Origin of the sequence: Shewanella insulae (assembly GCF_009831655.1) — a bacterium.
GTDB lineage: Bacteria > Pseudomonadota > Gammaproteobacteria > Enterobacterales > Shewanellaceae > Shewanella > Shewanella insulae.
In genome coordinates, this window is sequence record NZ_WRPA01000012.1 from 145574 (window position 1) to 161697 (window position 16124).

Consider the following 16124-nt stretch of genomic DNA (forward strand, 5'->3'; position numbering starts at 1 on the left):
TCCCTGATAAAAAAATGGCCCCTAGGGGGCCATTTTGTCCTTTATTGGTTGGCCTTTGGACACTCCGTTGGTGTCTCGGCTGCTATATCGGCATACTCGGGTTGCAATATCAATGGCTGTTTCTGTGCTTTTAACGAAGCCGATTGCCCTGAGCCGTCAGCGCCGCTGGCGATGGTGACTTTATAGGTCTTATGTGTATTTGGACATAAGTCTCTACCCGTTAACGCATCACCGCTGACATTGACAACATCACCAGCAAATTCAATGTAGTAGGTGGCAATGCCGTCGTCGGCGCGAATGCCTGTTAACTGGACAGTATGTTCACCTTCCTCAAGTGAGACATTTAGTGGACCCACCTTACGTTGAGGTTGGTTGTTGTCATACATCACCTTGCTATTGACCGATAATTTAAACACATCGTCGTTAAAGTTACCATTGTCACCAAAGGTGATCAGTAGCTGGCTGGGTCCAATGAAGGGGTATTGATTACTCAATACATCGGCTACTTCCACTGTGATGTAACCTGTCACGGCGCCATTGGGCACTATGATCACTAGAGTATCTGTAGTGGCCGATTTTACTGCGGCTCTAACTCGTTCTCCATTCGCACCGCTAAAGGTAACGATATTGTCCATTGGCTGCTTACTAAAACCTATGCCACTTATCTCTATCTCTGTGCCGGGAGAAGCCTTGTTAGGCGTTATATTAGTGATCGTGAGATCTGTGCCGATAAGAATTTCATAAGGCACCTCGGCCACCTCATCTCTGTGGTGTACCTCGACTTTTAAGGGGCCTACAGCGTTCTCGATTTGGCTTATATCATTAAGGTCAAAGGTCAGTTCAGTGCCCAGTTTATTGACGCTTACGAAGCTGGTGTCGAGCTGCTCTTCACCGTTGCCCAGATCGAAGACCTTCACTTCTGGTTTTGTATCACCAAATACCCCTTTAACGACAGCCATGCCACTTCCGACTATGGTAAATCGCTTAGTTTCTTGGGTCTTCTCAATGGCTCTTGGCGTGATATCTGAGGCCTTTAGTCCCCAGGTAACGATATAGTCGAGCTTGGTAGGCACATCGACCAGATCGTCTATGGTTTTGGCCATATCGACCATAGAGTCGGCAAGCTTACTGGCTTCATATACAGAGGTAATTGTACCCCAGCCCGGAATGAACTTCTGGGCGACCTTTTGCAGCATCTTGTTGATGAAGTATTTCTCGTCAATTTCTAGCGCGGTCAGGAGCGCCATGGTGACAGGGCCATAGGAGGCGCGATTGGTTGGATCGGAGATCACGGCCTTGATCTCTTTGCTGTATAACTCCTTCCCTAGATTAGTCGCAAGAGTCTGCCAGTCGTCGAAACTTGGCTTATCCTTGGCCATTAGTTTGTCGATCTCTGTGCTGATGGCTGGCAGATATTGATAAACTGCCTTGACGATAGCCAGGGCTGTTGCCTGTTTCTTGTATTTGCTGTCGTTGAGATCTATGCCCGCCGCATCGAATAAGATGGAGTAAAACCGAATGACGACATTGTCAATAATGGTTCTTATCGCCAACATCTTACGGGCATCTTGGGCTCGTTTATCGTAGGCCTCTTGTCCTCTAAAGCTAAATGGACTGGGCCCAAAAATGCCATCAACACCAGGTGTGATGATCTGATACAAACAATCTGTGTAGACACACTTGTCGATAAGAGAGTCGCTAGACCAGAGTGAAATGCCTAACCAAGTACCAGATTGAGGCCCCATCATGCCCGAATCCCAAGGTGTAGTGATATGGTCGGCAATCGGCTTGTTGAGAGACGCTAGATCGGATTTAATCTCTCCCGTCTTGCTATCAATAGGATAGATTCTGGCGCTTAAGTAGAGTTGGCTGCGATTTCTGATCTCAACGCAGCCATCAGCATTTAATACCTGATACCACTTGGGATCGACCCCTTCGCCACAATTGTTAAGTATCTCTGTGCTGTTTTCGGCGAAGGTCGTGGCCGCCATCGACATGTCGAAGGCTTGCCAGGTGCCATTGGTTTCAGGGTAGGAGACAATGCTGGGCTCAATAGCAGAGAGCGCCTGGTTGTTACTCGAATTTTCCGCACTGTGATTCAGTGAATTGAACATCGCTACTGAGGGTGCTTTGGAAGATTTCAGCAAACTTTTCGAGGCTAATTCTGTCTTTATCTTTGACTCAAATTTATTGAGTAAATCGTAAGCCTCTGCTTTTCTCGCCTTATAGCCGAAGAAGCTGGTGTCTCTGGTTAACGCAGCTTTTGCCTCAACTAAGTAATCTTGATAAGCCTGTGTCGTCTGCACTGTTTGAATAAACTTTTCTGTGCTGACTCCTCTCGCCTCATAGTAGTAGTTCATATGAAGCACCAGGCTTGCCAAGGCCGTCGATTCGAAGCTTAATGAAATACTGTCTTGGTTCATGGAATAGACTGTACTCAGGTAGGCTTCGAGTTGCCCGTTGGCATCATGGGTATAAGTGAAAATGACTTCAGCTTCGCTGCCCATCTTCTCAAGTTCGAAGCTATTGCCATCAAAGGCTTGGGCCATCTCTGGATAGATCCCCCCAATGGCAACCAAAGGTTTGGCTGACGGTTTGAGGACACTAACGGCTATCTCTTGCGTGATGATGAAGGTAATGGGATTACTTTGACCATGCGCGTTGCTGACCGAATAGCTGCCACCGCTCAAAGATTCAGGCACTATGGTACTAATAGTGTTTTCGTCGATAAGCTGTGCGTTGACAGGTTGGTTGTTGAAGAAAACACTGGTGTCTTCATCAAAGTTGTCGCCACTTAGCGTTATTTGTTGGCTGGGTTTGAGGCTTCTTGGGTTAGAACTCATGAGTAATGGCAACGCCGCGTCGCCTATCTCAATCGGAAACGGGTCTGATTTGTTTGTGCCGGCAACAACTGAGAGTTGACCTTTACCCATGTCCTGAGGAAGTACAAAGGTTAGGTGGCTGCGTTGTGATGAGTGTTCGATCTGCTTTGGAAACAGGTTGTAAATTCTGCCGTTTATATTTACCACTAAGAGGGTATTTTCAGACGCTTGAGACAGTCCTTCTACTGTGAGTTCGAATTCGTCTCCGGCTCTGAGGTAATTTTTGATCTTATTCTGGGCAAAGAGTGTATGTAGTGATTCGATAAAGAGATCGCCAGGCTGGGTCCAGGAGACGATGTTGGCTGGAACTAAGCGCTGAACGTCATTTTTGTCGAATATATTGTCGTTGTCGTCATCGATATCCAGGTGATCGATAAATTTATCATTGTCGGTGTTAGTGGGATCATTGCTGTTGCCGCTTTCTAACTGATCATCGATACCGTTACCATCGGCATCACGCTCTAGAAAGTTGGGGGCTCCGTCATTGTCCAAATCTTCCATACCTTCGATGGTATCGTTGAAACTATCGCCGTCTGAGTCCGTATCCAACCAGTTTGGAGTGCCATCCTTGTCTGTATCTAGCCCTAGATTAGCCAGGGCCGTAGTGAACTCTATACCGTCGATAATGCCATCTTTATCTTGATCATTTTCGTTGATATCTGAACCTAAGGCAGGCTCTTTCGTATCGTCGAATCCGTCGATATCTTGATCGTTAAACATAGTCACCTGATAGGTGAGGTCGCTGCCGCCTGCATAATTCTCATCTATGATACTGAGCTGATAAGTACCTGGTGAATAGATAGGGAAGTTCACTACATAGGTATTGGCTTGCGTGTATCGATATAGCTGAATGTCATTGATGACCAGTCCGTCGGCGTCTGAGACATAAACCTGAGGCTTGAACCTTGACGAAGGAGAGGTGAAATAGGCAGTGTAGGATCGCGGTTTATCGACGTGGAATTTGAAGAGATCGCCCTTATCAAACTCTGAGTCAATGACACCTTGTACCCTGACGCCGAGATCGATTTCGATTGGGGTGGCTACCGCAGGATTGTCATTCGGCTCCTGTTCTACAAATAGAGGATAAGTACGCTTGCTGGCATCAAAAGGATAATCATCCAATTCATCTACCACGCCGTCGCCATCTTCATCCTTGTTTTCCCAGGTGCCCACCTGAGGTGGCTCTGTGGGATCGGTAGGATCCGTAGGTTCGGTGGGGTTAGTGGGATCTGTGGGGTCGACAGGATCTGTTGGCACCTCAGAGGTTGGGCCTTCTCCCTCTTCGAGTTCGCCGTTGCAACCCGTTATTGCCAGGGTCGAGCTAAGCATGAGTGCCAGCCAATGTTGCTTGGTCAGGCGAGACGTGTATTTCATCTTATATATCCCTATGATTTTACAAGGTCCAGATTTTTTGTTTGGTATTGAATATTCGGTTTAGCTGTTTCGCTGAGCTTACATTCGAAATGGGGTCTGCATACGCATCAGTCCCTGAGCCGTGAGTGCCAGATAGGTATCTCCCGTCGCCAACCCCAAGACATTACAGGCCAGTTGTTCCCGGCTTGGGTTATAAAAGGGGGAGGTCACTATCTCCTTGATGATGTAGTTGGCAAAGGGGACGATCAGCTTCTGGCACCAGCGCACCTCTATCTGTAACAGGTTGGCGTCCTGCACATTCAGTTGTCGGTTATTGCCCACATTCTTGGGGGCTGGGTCACGGAACATCAGGTTGTTGTTGGGGATCTCATGTACATAGCCTGTATGGTATTTGCTTCTTACCTTAAAGCGGTCGAAGGTCTCTCTGTCGGGGCTGAGTATGGTGATTTGGCTCTGTACAAGGCTTGCAACTCTCGCCTTGGCATAGGCCTGTACCGTGTCACCCGTGCTTGTACCGTGCGCAAATAGCGGCATCATCCCCTGGGCCAGCCCCTTGCGCATCTCATTAATGTTGCCATGATGTAGGGTGCCAGCCCGGACGGCGGCAACCGTGGCCGCATCCAGGGTGCTCTTGCTGGTATAGATAAAGGCCCACTGCACGATCAACATCATGGCAACCAGAATGATGGGGATCAGAAAGGGCAGGGCGAGGCTGAACTCGAACATGCTCTGTCCTCGCTGTTTAGAGCGTGCCCCTATCATAGCCCTGCCTGCGCCGTGCTTTGTGGCTGACTCTGCAACTGATTTAGAGCGTCAAGCAGTGCCCTGATTTGACGGCCCACTGCCGAGTCGGTATCCCCCTGGTTGCTGGCGGTATTAAGCACGTTAGTGGATTGCTTGATACGCACCAGCCCCATGTTGTACCAGGCCTTTTGGTTATTAGGTTCTAGCTCTATGCAGCGTCGATAGGCGGCGATGGCGGCTTCATGGCGGTTGGTGCGGGTATAGATGTTACCCAGGCGAAACCAGGCTGGCGCATAGTTAGGCACACTCTTTAGCACCTCGAGGTAGAGGCTCTCGGCCTGATCCAGCATGGCCAGCTTGTAGGCGTGCTCCGCCTGGGATTGAATCGCCATGATCTGCTCGTTGCCCTGGTGCTCAGGCTTCTTAGGCGTCGATGAACAGGCGCCGAGTAACGCCGTAACGGCGACGATTAGCGAGAGGCGTATTAGTTTGCCCATGTCAAAATATCTCCGGGTTTTATCTGTTTGTGGGTAGAGTTGCCTGCCGCCAGCTCCAAGACCTGGGTGGCGCCTCGGCAGGCACTGCTGCGCCAGGGCTTAAGATCGCGAGTGATCTTGAGCACCTTATTGTTTTTATTGAGGTAGACGATATCCAGCGCGTAGCGCATCCCTAGGGTGTGCACCGAGTTGCAGGGCGCTATCAGCATCCCCTGCTCGTTAGAGAGGGGGCGACGGCCCAGTAGACCCCTGAGTCTGAGCCAGGGCGTATCGGCCACAAAGACTTCGTTGATCGCCTGTCCATCTGGGGTCTTCATTTTGGTTTTCTTCATGTTAGAGCTCGTACATAAACTTCATGGCAATCGGGAAGGCCAAGATCATAAAGGTCACGGGAAAGATGAAGACGATCAGCGGGAAGACCAGCTTGACCGGCGCCTCCAGGGCCTTCTTCTCGGCGCGCTGGAAGCGTTCGACCCGGCGTTGATCCGACTGGATCCTCAGGGTCTGACCCAGGCTGGCACCGGTTCTTTCCGCCTGTGCCAGGGCGCTGACCAGGCTGTTGATCTCTGTGACTTGTACCCGGTCGGCCATGTTACGAAACGCCTGGGCACGTGACATACCGGCACGCATGTCGCGGATCACCTTCTCAAATTCGATTCGCAGTGGGCCGACGGGGCCGCGTTCGACCGCCTGGCTAAGCGCCCCAGTCATGTTCAGGCCCGCCTCGATGGACATGGTGAGGTAATCAAGGTACACGGGCAGGCTCTTGACGATCAGACCCTGGCGTTTCTTTCGCAGATCGTTGAGGGTCATTACCGGTAGGAAGTAACCCAGTACGCCTGCCAGTAGTAGGTATTGAGGCACATAGGCGTCGAGCATGGCACTACAAATGAGTGCCAGGCCCAGGCTAAACAGGGTGCTGAGAATACGTATGGCAAAATATTGCTCGGCGGTCATTATGTAGGATAAACCCGAGACCTGGAGCTTCTTGGAGACCCGCTCCAGATAGTCGACGCTGAGGTTTTCACTGACGTAGAAGGCCAGTAAACGCACCAAGGGCCAGATAAGTTTAAGACCCGGCGATAGCGGGTCCATAAATTCGCGGTTTTCCTTCGGTACTCTGCGGTAGATTCGGGCGCAGCTTACGATCAGGAAAACGAAAGAGACTACGAAACAGGCGACAATAAGATTGACCATGATTATTCCTATACGTCTATCGCGACGATCTTACGGATCGACAGGTAGCCACTGGTGAGCATGATGATGACCATGGCTATCAAGGCCCAGCCCATAGGCTCTGTGAGTATGCGACCCATGGCACTGGGCTCCATGTGGTAGAGCACCACGCCGATGAAGACGGGCAGTAGTGTCATGACGATTCCCTGCATCTTGCCCTGGGAGGTGAGTGCATCGATCTTGCCTTCCATCTCTATCTTGCGGCGCAGAGTGGCGGAGAGCCTTAGCAACACCTCGGCCAGGTTACCCCCGACCTCTCGGGAGATCTGCATGCCGGCGGTTACCAGCTGAAACTCCTCCTCGGGGATGCGTTTAAACATGTTGTCCAGCGCCGTGTTGAACTCGACCCCCAGACGTTGTTCGCGCAGGAAGAGTTGGAACTCTTGCTTGATCGGCGCCTCCATCTCTTCTGCCATAAACTCGATGGCGTTGCTGACGTTGGCGCCCGACTGCATAGAGGAGGCGATCATGTTGAGCGCATCGGGCAGCTGGTGGACAAACTTACGGCGACGGCGCTTGTGCAGGAACTGATAGGCGAAGCGCGGTAGCAGGGCCAGCACAATACTCAGCAAAATTCCCAGTACCCAGGAGCCGAAGAAGAGCCGAACGACGAAAGGCACCGCCAACAGGGTCAGCATGTTGATGACAAACAGCTGTCTCGGCTCGATAAACAGGAACATATCGAACAGGTTGGTGCGGGCCGAGCTGGTGAAGGTTTCCTGGTAGCGCTTGGCGAATCGGGTCGACAGGTGCTTAAGTGCCCACACCAACATGGTGACCGAGACAAACGCCAGCAGGGCGGCGACTAACGGACTACTCATAGCGGCTATCCTTGTCGAATACGTCCAGACGTACGGCGACCCCTTGCTTTCTCAGCTGTTCATAGAACTCAGGCAGGGTGCCGGTTGCAGTGTAATAGCCCTGCACCTTGCCCTGTTCGTCGAAGCCTGTCTGCTGGAACTTGAAGATCTCCGAGAGCTGTACCACTGAACCCTCGATACCTGTGACCTCGCAGATGCTGGTGACCCGGCGTGAGCCATCACTAAAGCGCGACTGTTGCACTATGATGTTGACCGCAGAAGTGATCTGTTCGCGAATCGCCGTGACCGGCAGATCCATACCCGCCATCATCACCATCACCTCGAGACGTGAGATACAGTCTCTGGGGGAGTTGGAGTGGGCCGTGGTGAGCGAGCCGTCGTGACCCGTGTTCATTGCCTGCAGCATGTCGAGAGCCTCGCCGCCACGACACTCACCAATCACCACACGATCGGGGCGCATTCGTAGACAGTTCTTGACCAGATCGCGGATCTCGATGGCACCCTTGCCCTCCTGGTTTGGGGGACGGGCCTCGAGAGAGACAAGGTTGGGCTGATAGAGCTGTAGCTCGGCGGCATCTTCCACAGTGACGATACGTTCGTTGTCGGGGATGAAGTTAGACAGCACGTTCAGCAGGGTAGTCTTACCCGAGCCTGTGCCCCCCGAGATGACCACGTTGCGCTTCTGTTTTACGGCGATCTCGAGAAACTCAGCCATGGCCGGGCTCATGGAGCCAAAGGCCACCAGATCGTCACAGCTCAGGCGTCGCTGCATAAATTTACGTATGGTGATGCAGGGGCCCTTGAGCGCCAGTGGGGGGATCACAGCATTCACGCGGGAACCATCCTTGAGGCGGGCATCCACCATGGGGGAGCTCTCGTCGATTCGGCGGCCTATGGGGGTCACGATGCGCTCGATGGCGCCCAGCACCGCCTGATCGTCGGAGAAGGCGATATCCGACAGGTAGAGGTTCCCTGCCTTCTCATAGAAGATCTGATCATGGCTGTTGACCATGATCTCGGTGACATCCGGATCGGCAATCAGCCCCTCGAGCGGGCCAAGGCCTATGGTCTCGTCCAGCACTTCTTTGGTCAGCGCCGAGAGCTCAATATCTTCCGGCAGCTTGAAGTTGTCGATGATCTGCTTGAGCAGCACCTCACTCTGGGCACGCAGCTCGGTGTCGCTCATCTCACTGACGTTAACCCGGCGCAGGTCCATCTGCTTGAGCAGCTCGGTATGTACCTTGCGACGCCATTCGTTACGCCTCTGAATCTGGGCGCTCTGCTCCGTCACTATCTGAGGTTGGGCCTCGACGGCGGCAGCCACAGGAGCGCTCGCCATGGGGGCGGCCTGTGTCGCTACCGGTGCAGCTGGTGGCGGTGGTGTCTCGGCGGGTGCGCTGGCCTGAAATTGCGGATCGCTGCTCTGCACCCTGAGCTGGTAATCGCCCACCTGAATCTTGTCGTTGAGGCTGAGGGGGCCAAACTCCTGGTGTTTCTCGTCGTTGACGCGCACGCCGGTGCGACTCTTGTTGTCGACGATGAAGATCCCCTCCTTATTTTGCCGCAGGGTGGCGTGATGCTTGGAGATCTTAAAGCCTCGAAGGACGATTAGCTGATCCGGGTCTTTACCCACACGGCATTCGCTGTGAATACACTGGAACTCGCCGACCTTGGTGCCTTTGGTGGTGCTGACTAAGATGTTAAACATGAGCTGCTCCTAGTCCAAGATGTAGAAAGCTTCGAGCTTGGTGGCTTCTTCCGCCATCTCAAGGCCGCGATTGAGTTGAGTGTCATGCTCCTCCTGCCCCGGATAGACCACCACGGGAGTGACGAAGATAACCAACTCAGTCTTGTCGTCTTTAAAGTCGCGAGACTTAAAGAGTTCACCCAGGATGGGGATATCACCAAGTAGCGGGAACTTATTGACTATCTTAGACATTTCGCTGTTGACCAGACCTGAGATCACTATGGTTTCGTTGTTTTTCACATTGATCACAGACTCGGTGCGGCGGGTCAGCATGCCGGGAACACCATCGACGGCTACCGAAGGGTCGATAGAGCTGACCTCGGCCATGACCCGGCTGACGATGTTTTGCTGCTCGTCCACCACGGGCTCGATATCCAACTTGATACCGTATTCTTTATATTCGACATCCACGGCGCCCAGGCCGCTGACGCTGCGGATGGGGAACTCGCCACCGGCCAGGAAGCTGGCCGACTCGCCGCTGCGGGTGGTCAGGTTAGGCTGGGCCAATAGGCGGGCATCGCCCTTTTCAGACAGTAACTGGATCTGGCTGCCGATGCCCGAGACGATACCCAGCGAGCTCCAGCCGCGGGTGTCCAGCACACCTATGTTGTCGGCAATGGCCTCGGTGATCGCCTCTGTGTATTGGCCTGGTGAGGCGACGTTGAAGATAGGGTTGGCGGTGAATCCCTTGGCCACACCATAGGCAGGACCGGCCATGGAGGTTTCCCATTTGATGCCGACGTTATTGAGGGTAGACTTGTTGAACTCGACGATCTTGACCTGCATCTTCACCATGGGCGACATGGTCTTGGCAAACTTGAGGTACTTCACCAGCGAGACTATGTTAGGACCGGCTTCGAGGATCTTCTCCAATTGCTCTTTCTGGGCCAGGTCGGCCTCGCCCTGAACTATGATCAGGCCATCGCTTTCGGAAACGGTGAGCGAGGGGAAGGCGGAAAGCATCTTCTTCACCATGGCCGTGGTGCGCAGGCTGTTGTCTGGAGTGACGGTGAGGCTGAGCTTGATCAGCTTGCCATCTTTCTGCCATAGCTGCAGGTCGGTATTGCCCGGGGCTTCGCCGATCAGCAAGACGCCCTTGTTATCGACGACCTTGGCACTGAGCACCTTGCCGTTACCCACCACGATACGCTCGACATTGGCCGCCTTATAGAGCTCGACGGCGCCGACATAGAGTTTCATGGGGCGGTTGTTGTGTGCCATGGTAGAAGCAGACAGCAGAAGGCAGATCCAAAAAAATGCGACAATTTTCAATGTTTTCATAATACGGCTTTATCTTTTTGTTGGCTGAGTTGCTCTAGCATCTCTTTGGGAAGCGGGTAGGTTTGGGTACTGGTCTTGATGCCGTTGCCACCGGTGATCACCTCGACGGCGAGCTCGTGGTTTTCTTCTTCGTGATTAAACAGCTGGCCTTCGTGCATAGAGATAAATTCCAGCGCGCTAGACTCCTTCTGGTTTCTCAGCAGGGTGACGAAGTCGCCTTTCTCTTTCGCCAGCGAGACGCGTGCGGCGTCGTTTACCGACAAAGCTAGTGTCACTGTGTTATAGGCGTTGGGGTTGTCGTATAGGGTGTCGACCAGCTCGGGATTGACATCTATGCTGCGTCTGCCGGTGGCCAGTACCGTGACATCCTCCAGCAGCAGCTGGAGTCTTTTTCGCTGGTCACCACGTCCTTCTTCTTTGAAGGCCAGAAGCAGGTCGATATGATCCGAGGGTACCAGCATGCCGGCACTCGAGTTAATCTCATCGATATCTATGGTGACGGCACGCTGCCCCTCTTTAAGAATGTCGGAGAACTGCGCCACGCGCATGCCGGGCAGATAGGTCTCGATTAGCGGGCGGCCCGGCGCCATGGGTTGTAGCAACATCTGACCGGCGATCTCGCCGAAGCGGCTAGGATGTATGGCATCCAGCGGCAGGGTATCGGCGCGGATCTGACGCACTGACATGTTGGCCTGGGAGATGATGTCCCCCTTCTGCAGGGGCTGGGTGGCAACGATCACGTCGGCCAATTCTATGTTGTCTTTGGTTAACTCGTCTCTGAGTTCCTGCTCTTTGGCTATGAAGTAGTTCTTGGTCGCCCATGCGGAAACACCACCTAAGATCAAGGCAATAACTAGCAGCACCCAATTGAAGTCAATTGATTTTAATTTCATCGTCAAACCTGAAGTTAGTTGGGGAGTATCGAGAGCGATTTCGTGTAGGCAAACGCCGTATACCACTCGGTGAGGGCATCGGCGCAGAGGTCTAGCACATTGTCATCATTGCTGACGGGGGTGAGCAGGGCGGCGACTAAGGCGCCGCATACCACCAGGTATTCGACGCTGGCCTGGCCCCGACAGCGGGTGTTGCTTAACTGCATGGGTTCATCATCCTTGTTTGACTTGATTGGCAACTATGTAAACTTGCGAATTTCGGGTGTCGAAACTGATATCGACACTATTGGTTCCCTGACGCATCTGTAGGGCGGCCTTTCCCGATTGGGTATCGAGAATGGCTGTCTCTTCTACCCATCCACGCTGCTGGTAGTGGCGGCGGTAGTAGTGGTAGTTACTGGCCAGGCTGCGGGGGCTGCTGAGCACGATAGTGCGTCCCTGCTTGTAGAGATCGGTCGAGGCTATGTCTGACAGTACGGTGGCGCCGGTGGGCTGAGGAAAAGTATTGCGTCTGACCTTGGCCAACTCATTTTCTTCCATGTTCTTGGTGATACCGACAAAGGCGGTGACGCCATCAAACTGCTGGCTGATGCGGGCGGTTAGCAGGTAGGGAGGCTGCAGGCTGTTGATCACTAAGTCACCGTTGAAGGGACGGGAATCGAAGCGTTCGCTATCCTTCTGCCAGGCTTTAGTAAAGAAGGCCGCAAGCTGGGCTTGGGTCTGAGTGTCTTTAACCACCCAGGTCTTCATAGGATAGCCGTTGTAACGCATCTCATCGGCGACTATCTCTACCTTGGCGGTGTCGGGAAAATCTATTTCTGGCCAGTCGCTTGCGTGTGTGAGGCCGGTAAATAGCGCGAGGATAAGGGGAAAAATTGATTTCATGGGATCAGCCTCCACAGTTCTTGGTGCCATAAGTACATAGGCGGTTGGCGGGCAGCACATCGGGCTCGACGAATCCCAGCTTCAGCGAGTTTGACCTGATCTCTTTGCCGAATGGGATGATGCCGATGAGGTTTTGGGCGGTGCGGATCACACCGACATCCATATAATTGGTCAGTACCAATCGTCTTACCCGGTTCTTCACATGATAGGGGCCGGCGGCGTTCCAGCCTGAGGCGAGCAGGGCGCTTTGTCCCTCGACGCTCAGGTTTAGCGAGTCGAGATCTTCCATCTCGAGGTTTTCCAGATCTGTCTTGATCTTGGTGCGATAGAACTGATCTCTGGGCAGTTTAAAGCCGGTGAAAGAGAGCATGCCCACGGCCTGCTCGACGGTCTTGCCGTAGGTGCCGGGTGTTCCTGTGCCCTGCTGGCTGCCACCAATCCTGGCCAGTTCCTGTTCATCCTTGGCCGACTCCTGCAGGTTCTTTAGCAGCAGGGTCTCTTTCCCGTCACGCTTGAGTGGATACTTAAGTAGCGGGTGGACGTTGTTGTCCCAGCTCCACTGCTCCCGCTCGCGGGTCGCGATCTTACGCCCATCTTGCTGATAGAAGCGCCAGGGAAGGTATTTCATCTGCTCTTCATCTGAACGAATGGCCACATAGAGGCCGCTACGGCGGGGCATTCTATCGGGCCGTCCCTCTTTCCAAACGGTGCGCTCCCAGGCGTTGTAATGGGCGGCTTGATCTGCCCTGTGCTGGGCGCTAGAGACCTTAGCCAGTAAGGGGAAGATGATCAGCAAGGGGATGATCACCAAGCTTAAACCCACTACGCTTTCAACCAGGGCCTGCCCCCGTTGCTGTGTATTGGTCATTAGAGCATCCTCGTAAGCGCCAGCACTGCGGTGCGCTCGCCGTTGCTGGAGTCGGTGAGACGGGTCTGCCAGAAGGGGTTATAGAGGTTGCCATATTCGTGGCGACCATCTCGTCTGGCCCAGGAAGAGGTGAGCTGCATCAGATCTTTGGGGCGTGAGTAATAGGCCTGCGCCGTCGCCAGGGCCGTCATGCGATTACCCAGCATCTTCTCGTCATTTGCCGGGTTGAGGCCATCGCCCACTAGCTGCACACTGCTCGAAGTGCCGACCTTTTTGCGTTCTTTTGAGACGACTATGGCGATATTATCTGTCTGACTTTTCTTGTTGGCGCTGCTTGAGAGGCCAAAGAAGGGGCGTACTCCATTGTAGTCGCCGCGAGTCTCTTGGGCGTAAGCAGCCAATTGGGCTCCCCTGCGGTTTATTCTGCGACTTTTTCCCCAGGTTTGGCGATCGCCTACACGGCGAATATCGGCGCGATCATCCGAGCTGGTTGAGCCCCAGCCAAGGGGGGTCTCTCTGTATCCGCGCCAGCGACAACCCGACCAGCTACAACGAAACTTGGAGAGGTGAAAACTGATGGTGTCCATAGAGGTCCAGGACTCCGCCTGACCATTCTTGTAGCTAATGAGATCGCTGCCACCGGTTTTTTGAGTCTTCCAACGCAGGGGGAACAGGGTCATCGACCAGATGCCCCCAAGTTTGTAAGTTCGCTTTTTACTGAAGGGGTCGCGGGAAGCCAGGGTCACGCCGATGAAGTCCTTAAACTGGGTCTCCTTTCTATTAGAGCCGCGACTATGGCGCTTCTGAAATGATATCCAGGTATCTTTTACATCGGCAAATAGTAGAGGGTTCTGTGCCAGATCCAGCCTCGCATCGCCATCGTTGGCCTTTACCACCTTACCGGCCGATTCGATGCTTGAGGCCATGCCGGCATAGTGGATCACCTGCTGCGAGCTGCTCAGGGTCCATAGGATGGCGTCTTCGGCGTAGATCAAGCCCTCGAAGACGGGTTGTGCCACCTGATTGATGGTGCCCACCGCCTGTTTTATGCCACGGACGACGGCACCGACATAAGGCACCCAACATAGGCTATAACAGGCATTCTGGGCGAATCTGTCTGTCATGTTAAACCAGGAGGAAAGCCCCACCATCTGCGCGATGGCGACCTGGTTTGCGACCGAGGCGCGGTTGGTATAGGCCTTGAAGTTGAAGTCTCTGGCGGCGAAGGTGGCGACGCTGTAAGCCGTGTTATCGGCGGTGTTTTGCAACTTGGTCGCGTTGAGATTGACCTTGGCCGTATTAAAACTGTAGAGCACAGACATGAGTGCGAGCGACATCAGCATTAAAGACAATGCCATGGCCTGCCCTCGCTGTCTGGAGCGCATGGTATTAGGTTTCATAGGAGTCTCTTGGCTAGTGTAGGACGAAAAGGGAGGAGTTAATCTACGCCGCTACCTGAGCCACCGCCTGAGCCGGTACCACCGCTGGCACTGTTCGCAGCTTGGTCATAGTTGCCTAGGTTGTAATCCTGGTTGGCTACACCGTTCGCAGCGGAGGCTGAACCTTGTGCTTGACCTATTTGGCCGCTAGCACTCTGGCCAGAGACTTCGGCGGAGAGGCCGGCGACCTGATTGCGTACCGTCTTGCCGAAGAAGCTGTAGACGCCAATAGCCGAGACGGCGATTAAGGCGACTATGATGATATATTCGGTCATGCCCTGACCTTTTATGTTTATCTTTTTCACCATAAGTTCCTTTTATGATCTATGGAAAGGCAAGTGCCATGGCACTTGCCTTAGTGTTGACCCCAAAAAAGTCGTGACCCCAAAACAGGTTTAACGCTTGTCGGTTTACTTAGTGCCGCCAGCGCTGCTGTTGGCAGCTTGATCGTAGCTGCCCAGGTTGTAATCCTGGTTGGCCACACCGTTTGCAGCGGTGGCTGCGCCTTGTGCTTGACCAATCTGACCATTAGCACTTTGGCCTGACATCTCGGCAGACAGACCGGCGACCTGGTTACGGATAGTCTTACCGAAGAAGCTGTATACCCCGATGGCAGACACGGCAATCAGCGCGACAATGATGATATATTCGGTCATACCTTGACCACGTTGCTTTTTATTTAACATCTCTTTTCTCCTTGAGAATATATAATTAAGACTCGGTTATTTTATCGTCATGCCTTAGTGTCTCAATTATCCCTAGGAATAATATTGCCGTGCTCAACCTACCCGTTGTTATTATTTTCTTACTTATAATTGGTTATATTTAACCAGGAGTTGTCCTCGACTCTTACAGTCGGTTTTTTTGTAAATGTTTTGTAAATGCATCTTGATGGTGTTGATTGAAACGTTCATTTTATTTGCGGCTTCTGAATTACTCAGGCCCTTACAGATAAAAGAGAGTACCTCTTTCTCTTTCTTGGTGATCCCTTGAAACAGCGCATGTTGCTCGGAGGCTTTAGCGGGTTTTTGCTGGGTCTGAATATAATGGGATAGGGCACTGAGGCTAAAAAACAGGTTGCCCTCGAGTACATTGTCAAGCATCTGCATGATGGCATGGGCCGGACTGCACTCCTCGGTCGCACCGCTAAAGCCATGTTTTATTAGGGTTAGTTCATCTTCCATCGAGAGGGTTTCGCAGATGGCAATATGTTTGCCGGCCGACAAAAGCTCGGGATCTATCTGACCGAGTTCACTATGAACGTCTTTGAAGAAGTGAAAAAGAATTTTGGGTTCTTTCTGTGGGTTGTACCAGGCCGTTAATGGCTTAATGCTGGTATTAACCTTTAAATTGAGTAGCCCGGAAATATTCTTCAATAGCTGAATGTTTTTCGGCGACTTACTTAGGGTAAATAACTCTCCATTATACATTTCACGTCCTTATGAGATTTATAATGT

At 52.7% G+C, this 16124-nt stretch carries 16 protein-coding genes; all 16 read right to left on the reverse strand.

Annotation, left to right across the window (positions count from 1 at the left end):
- Window positions 1-41: 41 nt before the first annotated feature.
- Complete coding sequence (locus GNT65_RS14060) at window positions 42-4256, reverse strand: IPT/TIG domain-containing protein (RefSeq protein ID WP_160797232.1); 4215 nt, start codon at window positions 4254-4256, stop codon at window positions 42-44.
- A 78-nt stretch (window positions 4257-4334) separates the two neighbouring features.
- The gene (locus GNT65_RS14065) at window positions 4335-4982 is read right to left on the reverse strand and encodes a pilus assembly protein (protein WP_160797234.1); all 648 of its coding nucleotides are present in this window, start codon (window positions 4980-4982) and stop codon (window positions 4335-4337) included.
- Window positions 4983-5014: 32 nt separating this feature from the next.
- Window positions 5015-5497 (reverse strand): tetratricopeptide repeat protein, encoded by a 483-nt coding sequence (locus tag GNT65_RS14070; RefSeq protein WP_160797236.1) that lies wholly within the window; start codon window positions 5495-5497, stop codon window positions 5015-5017.
- Window positions 5485-5829 carry a DUF192 domain-containing protein gene (locus GNT65_RS14075; protein WP_160797237.1) on the reverse strand — a complete coding sequence of 115 codons (345 nt, stop codon included), beginning with the start codon at window positions 5827-5829 and terminating at the stop codon, window positions 5485-5487. The genes GNT65_RS14070 and GNT65_RS14075 overlap by 13 nt, the downstream gene beginning before the upstream one ends.
- 1 nt (window position 5830) lies before the next feature.
- Complete coding sequence (locus tag GNT65_RS14080) at window positions 5831-6694, reverse strand: type II secretion system F family protein (RefSeq protein WP_160797239.1); 864 nt, start codon at window positions 6692-6694, stop codon at window positions 5831-5833.
- 8 nt (window positions 6695-6702) lie between these two features.
- Window positions 6703-7554 carry a type II secretion system F family protein gene (locus tag GNT65_RS14085; protein ID WP_160797241.1) on the reverse strand — a complete coding sequence of 284 codons (852 nt, stop codon included), beginning with the start codon at window positions 7552-7554 and terminating at the stop codon, window positions 6703-6705.
- On the reverse strand, window positions 7547-9262 hold the full coding sequence (locus tag GNT65_RS14090; protein WP_160797243.1) for a TadA family conjugal transfer-associated ATPase: 1716 nt from the start codon (window positions 9260-9262) through the stop codon (window positions 7547-7549). Before GNT65_RS14090 ends, GNT65_RS14085 begins: the two co-directional genes overlap by 8 nt.
- 9 nt (window positions 9263-9271) lie before the next feature.
- Window positions 9272-10582, reverse strand: coding sequence for a type II and III secretion system protein family protein (locus tag GNT65_RS14095; RefSeq protein ID WP_160797245.1), 1311 nt, complete (start codon window positions 10580-10582; stop codon window positions 9272-9274).
- A complete protein-coding gene (cpaB, locus tag GNT65_RS14100) occupies window positions 10579-11475 on the reverse strand; it encodes a Flp pilus assembly protein CpaB (RefSeq protein WP_160797247.1) in 897 nt (298 codons plus the stop codon). Before cpaB ends, GNT65_RS14095 begins: the two co-directional genes overlap by 4 nt.
- A gap of 14 nt (window positions 11476-11489) precedes the next feature.
- Window positions 11490-11681, reverse strand: coding sequence for a hypothetical protein (locus GNT65_RS14105; RefSeq protein WP_011864453.1), 192 nt, complete (start codon window positions 11679-11681; stop codon window positions 11490-11492).
- A gap of 7 nt (window positions 11682-11688) precedes the next feature.
- Window positions 11689-12360, reverse strand: coding sequence for a hypothetical protein (locus GNT65_RS14110; protein ID WP_160797249.1), 672 nt, complete (start codon window positions 12358-12360; stop codon window positions 11689-11691).
- 4 nt (window positions 12361-12364) lie between these two features.
- The gene (locus GNT65_RS14115) at window positions 12365-13228 is read right to left on the reverse strand and encodes a hypothetical protein (RefSeq protein WP_160797251.1); all 864 of its coding nucleotides are present in this window, start codon (window positions 13226-13228) and stop codon (window positions 12365-12367) included.
- Entirely contained in the window at window positions 13228-14628 is a 1401-nt protein-coding gene (locus GNT65_RS14120) for a hypothetical protein (protein ID WP_244952188.1), read from the reverse strand. Before GNT65_RS14120 ends, GNT65_RS14115 begins: the two co-directional genes overlap by 1 nt.
- A gap of 38 nt (window positions 14629-14666) precedes the next feature.
- On the reverse strand, window positions 14667-14975 hold the full coding sequence (locus tag GNT65_RS14125) for a Flp family type IVb pilin (protein ID WP_160797253.1): 309 nt from the start codon (window positions 14973-14975) through the stop codon (window positions 14667-14669).
- A 102-nt stretch (window positions 14976-15077) separates the two neighbouring features.
- Window positions 15078-15353: a Flp family type IVb pilin gene (locus GNT65_RS14130; protein ID WP_160797255.1), complete on the reverse strand. Its 276-nt coding sequence runs from the start codon at window positions 15351-15353 to the stop codon at window positions 15078-15080.
- 123 nt (window positions 15354-15476) lie between these two features.
- Window positions 15477-16097 carry a helix-turn-helix transcriptional regulator gene (locus GNT65_RS14135; RefSeq protein ID WP_160797257.1) on the reverse strand — a complete coding sequence of 207 codons (621 nt, stop codon included), beginning with the start codon at window positions 16095-16097 and terminating at the stop codon, window positions 15477-15479.
- Window positions 16098-16124 lie beyond the last annotated feature (27 nt).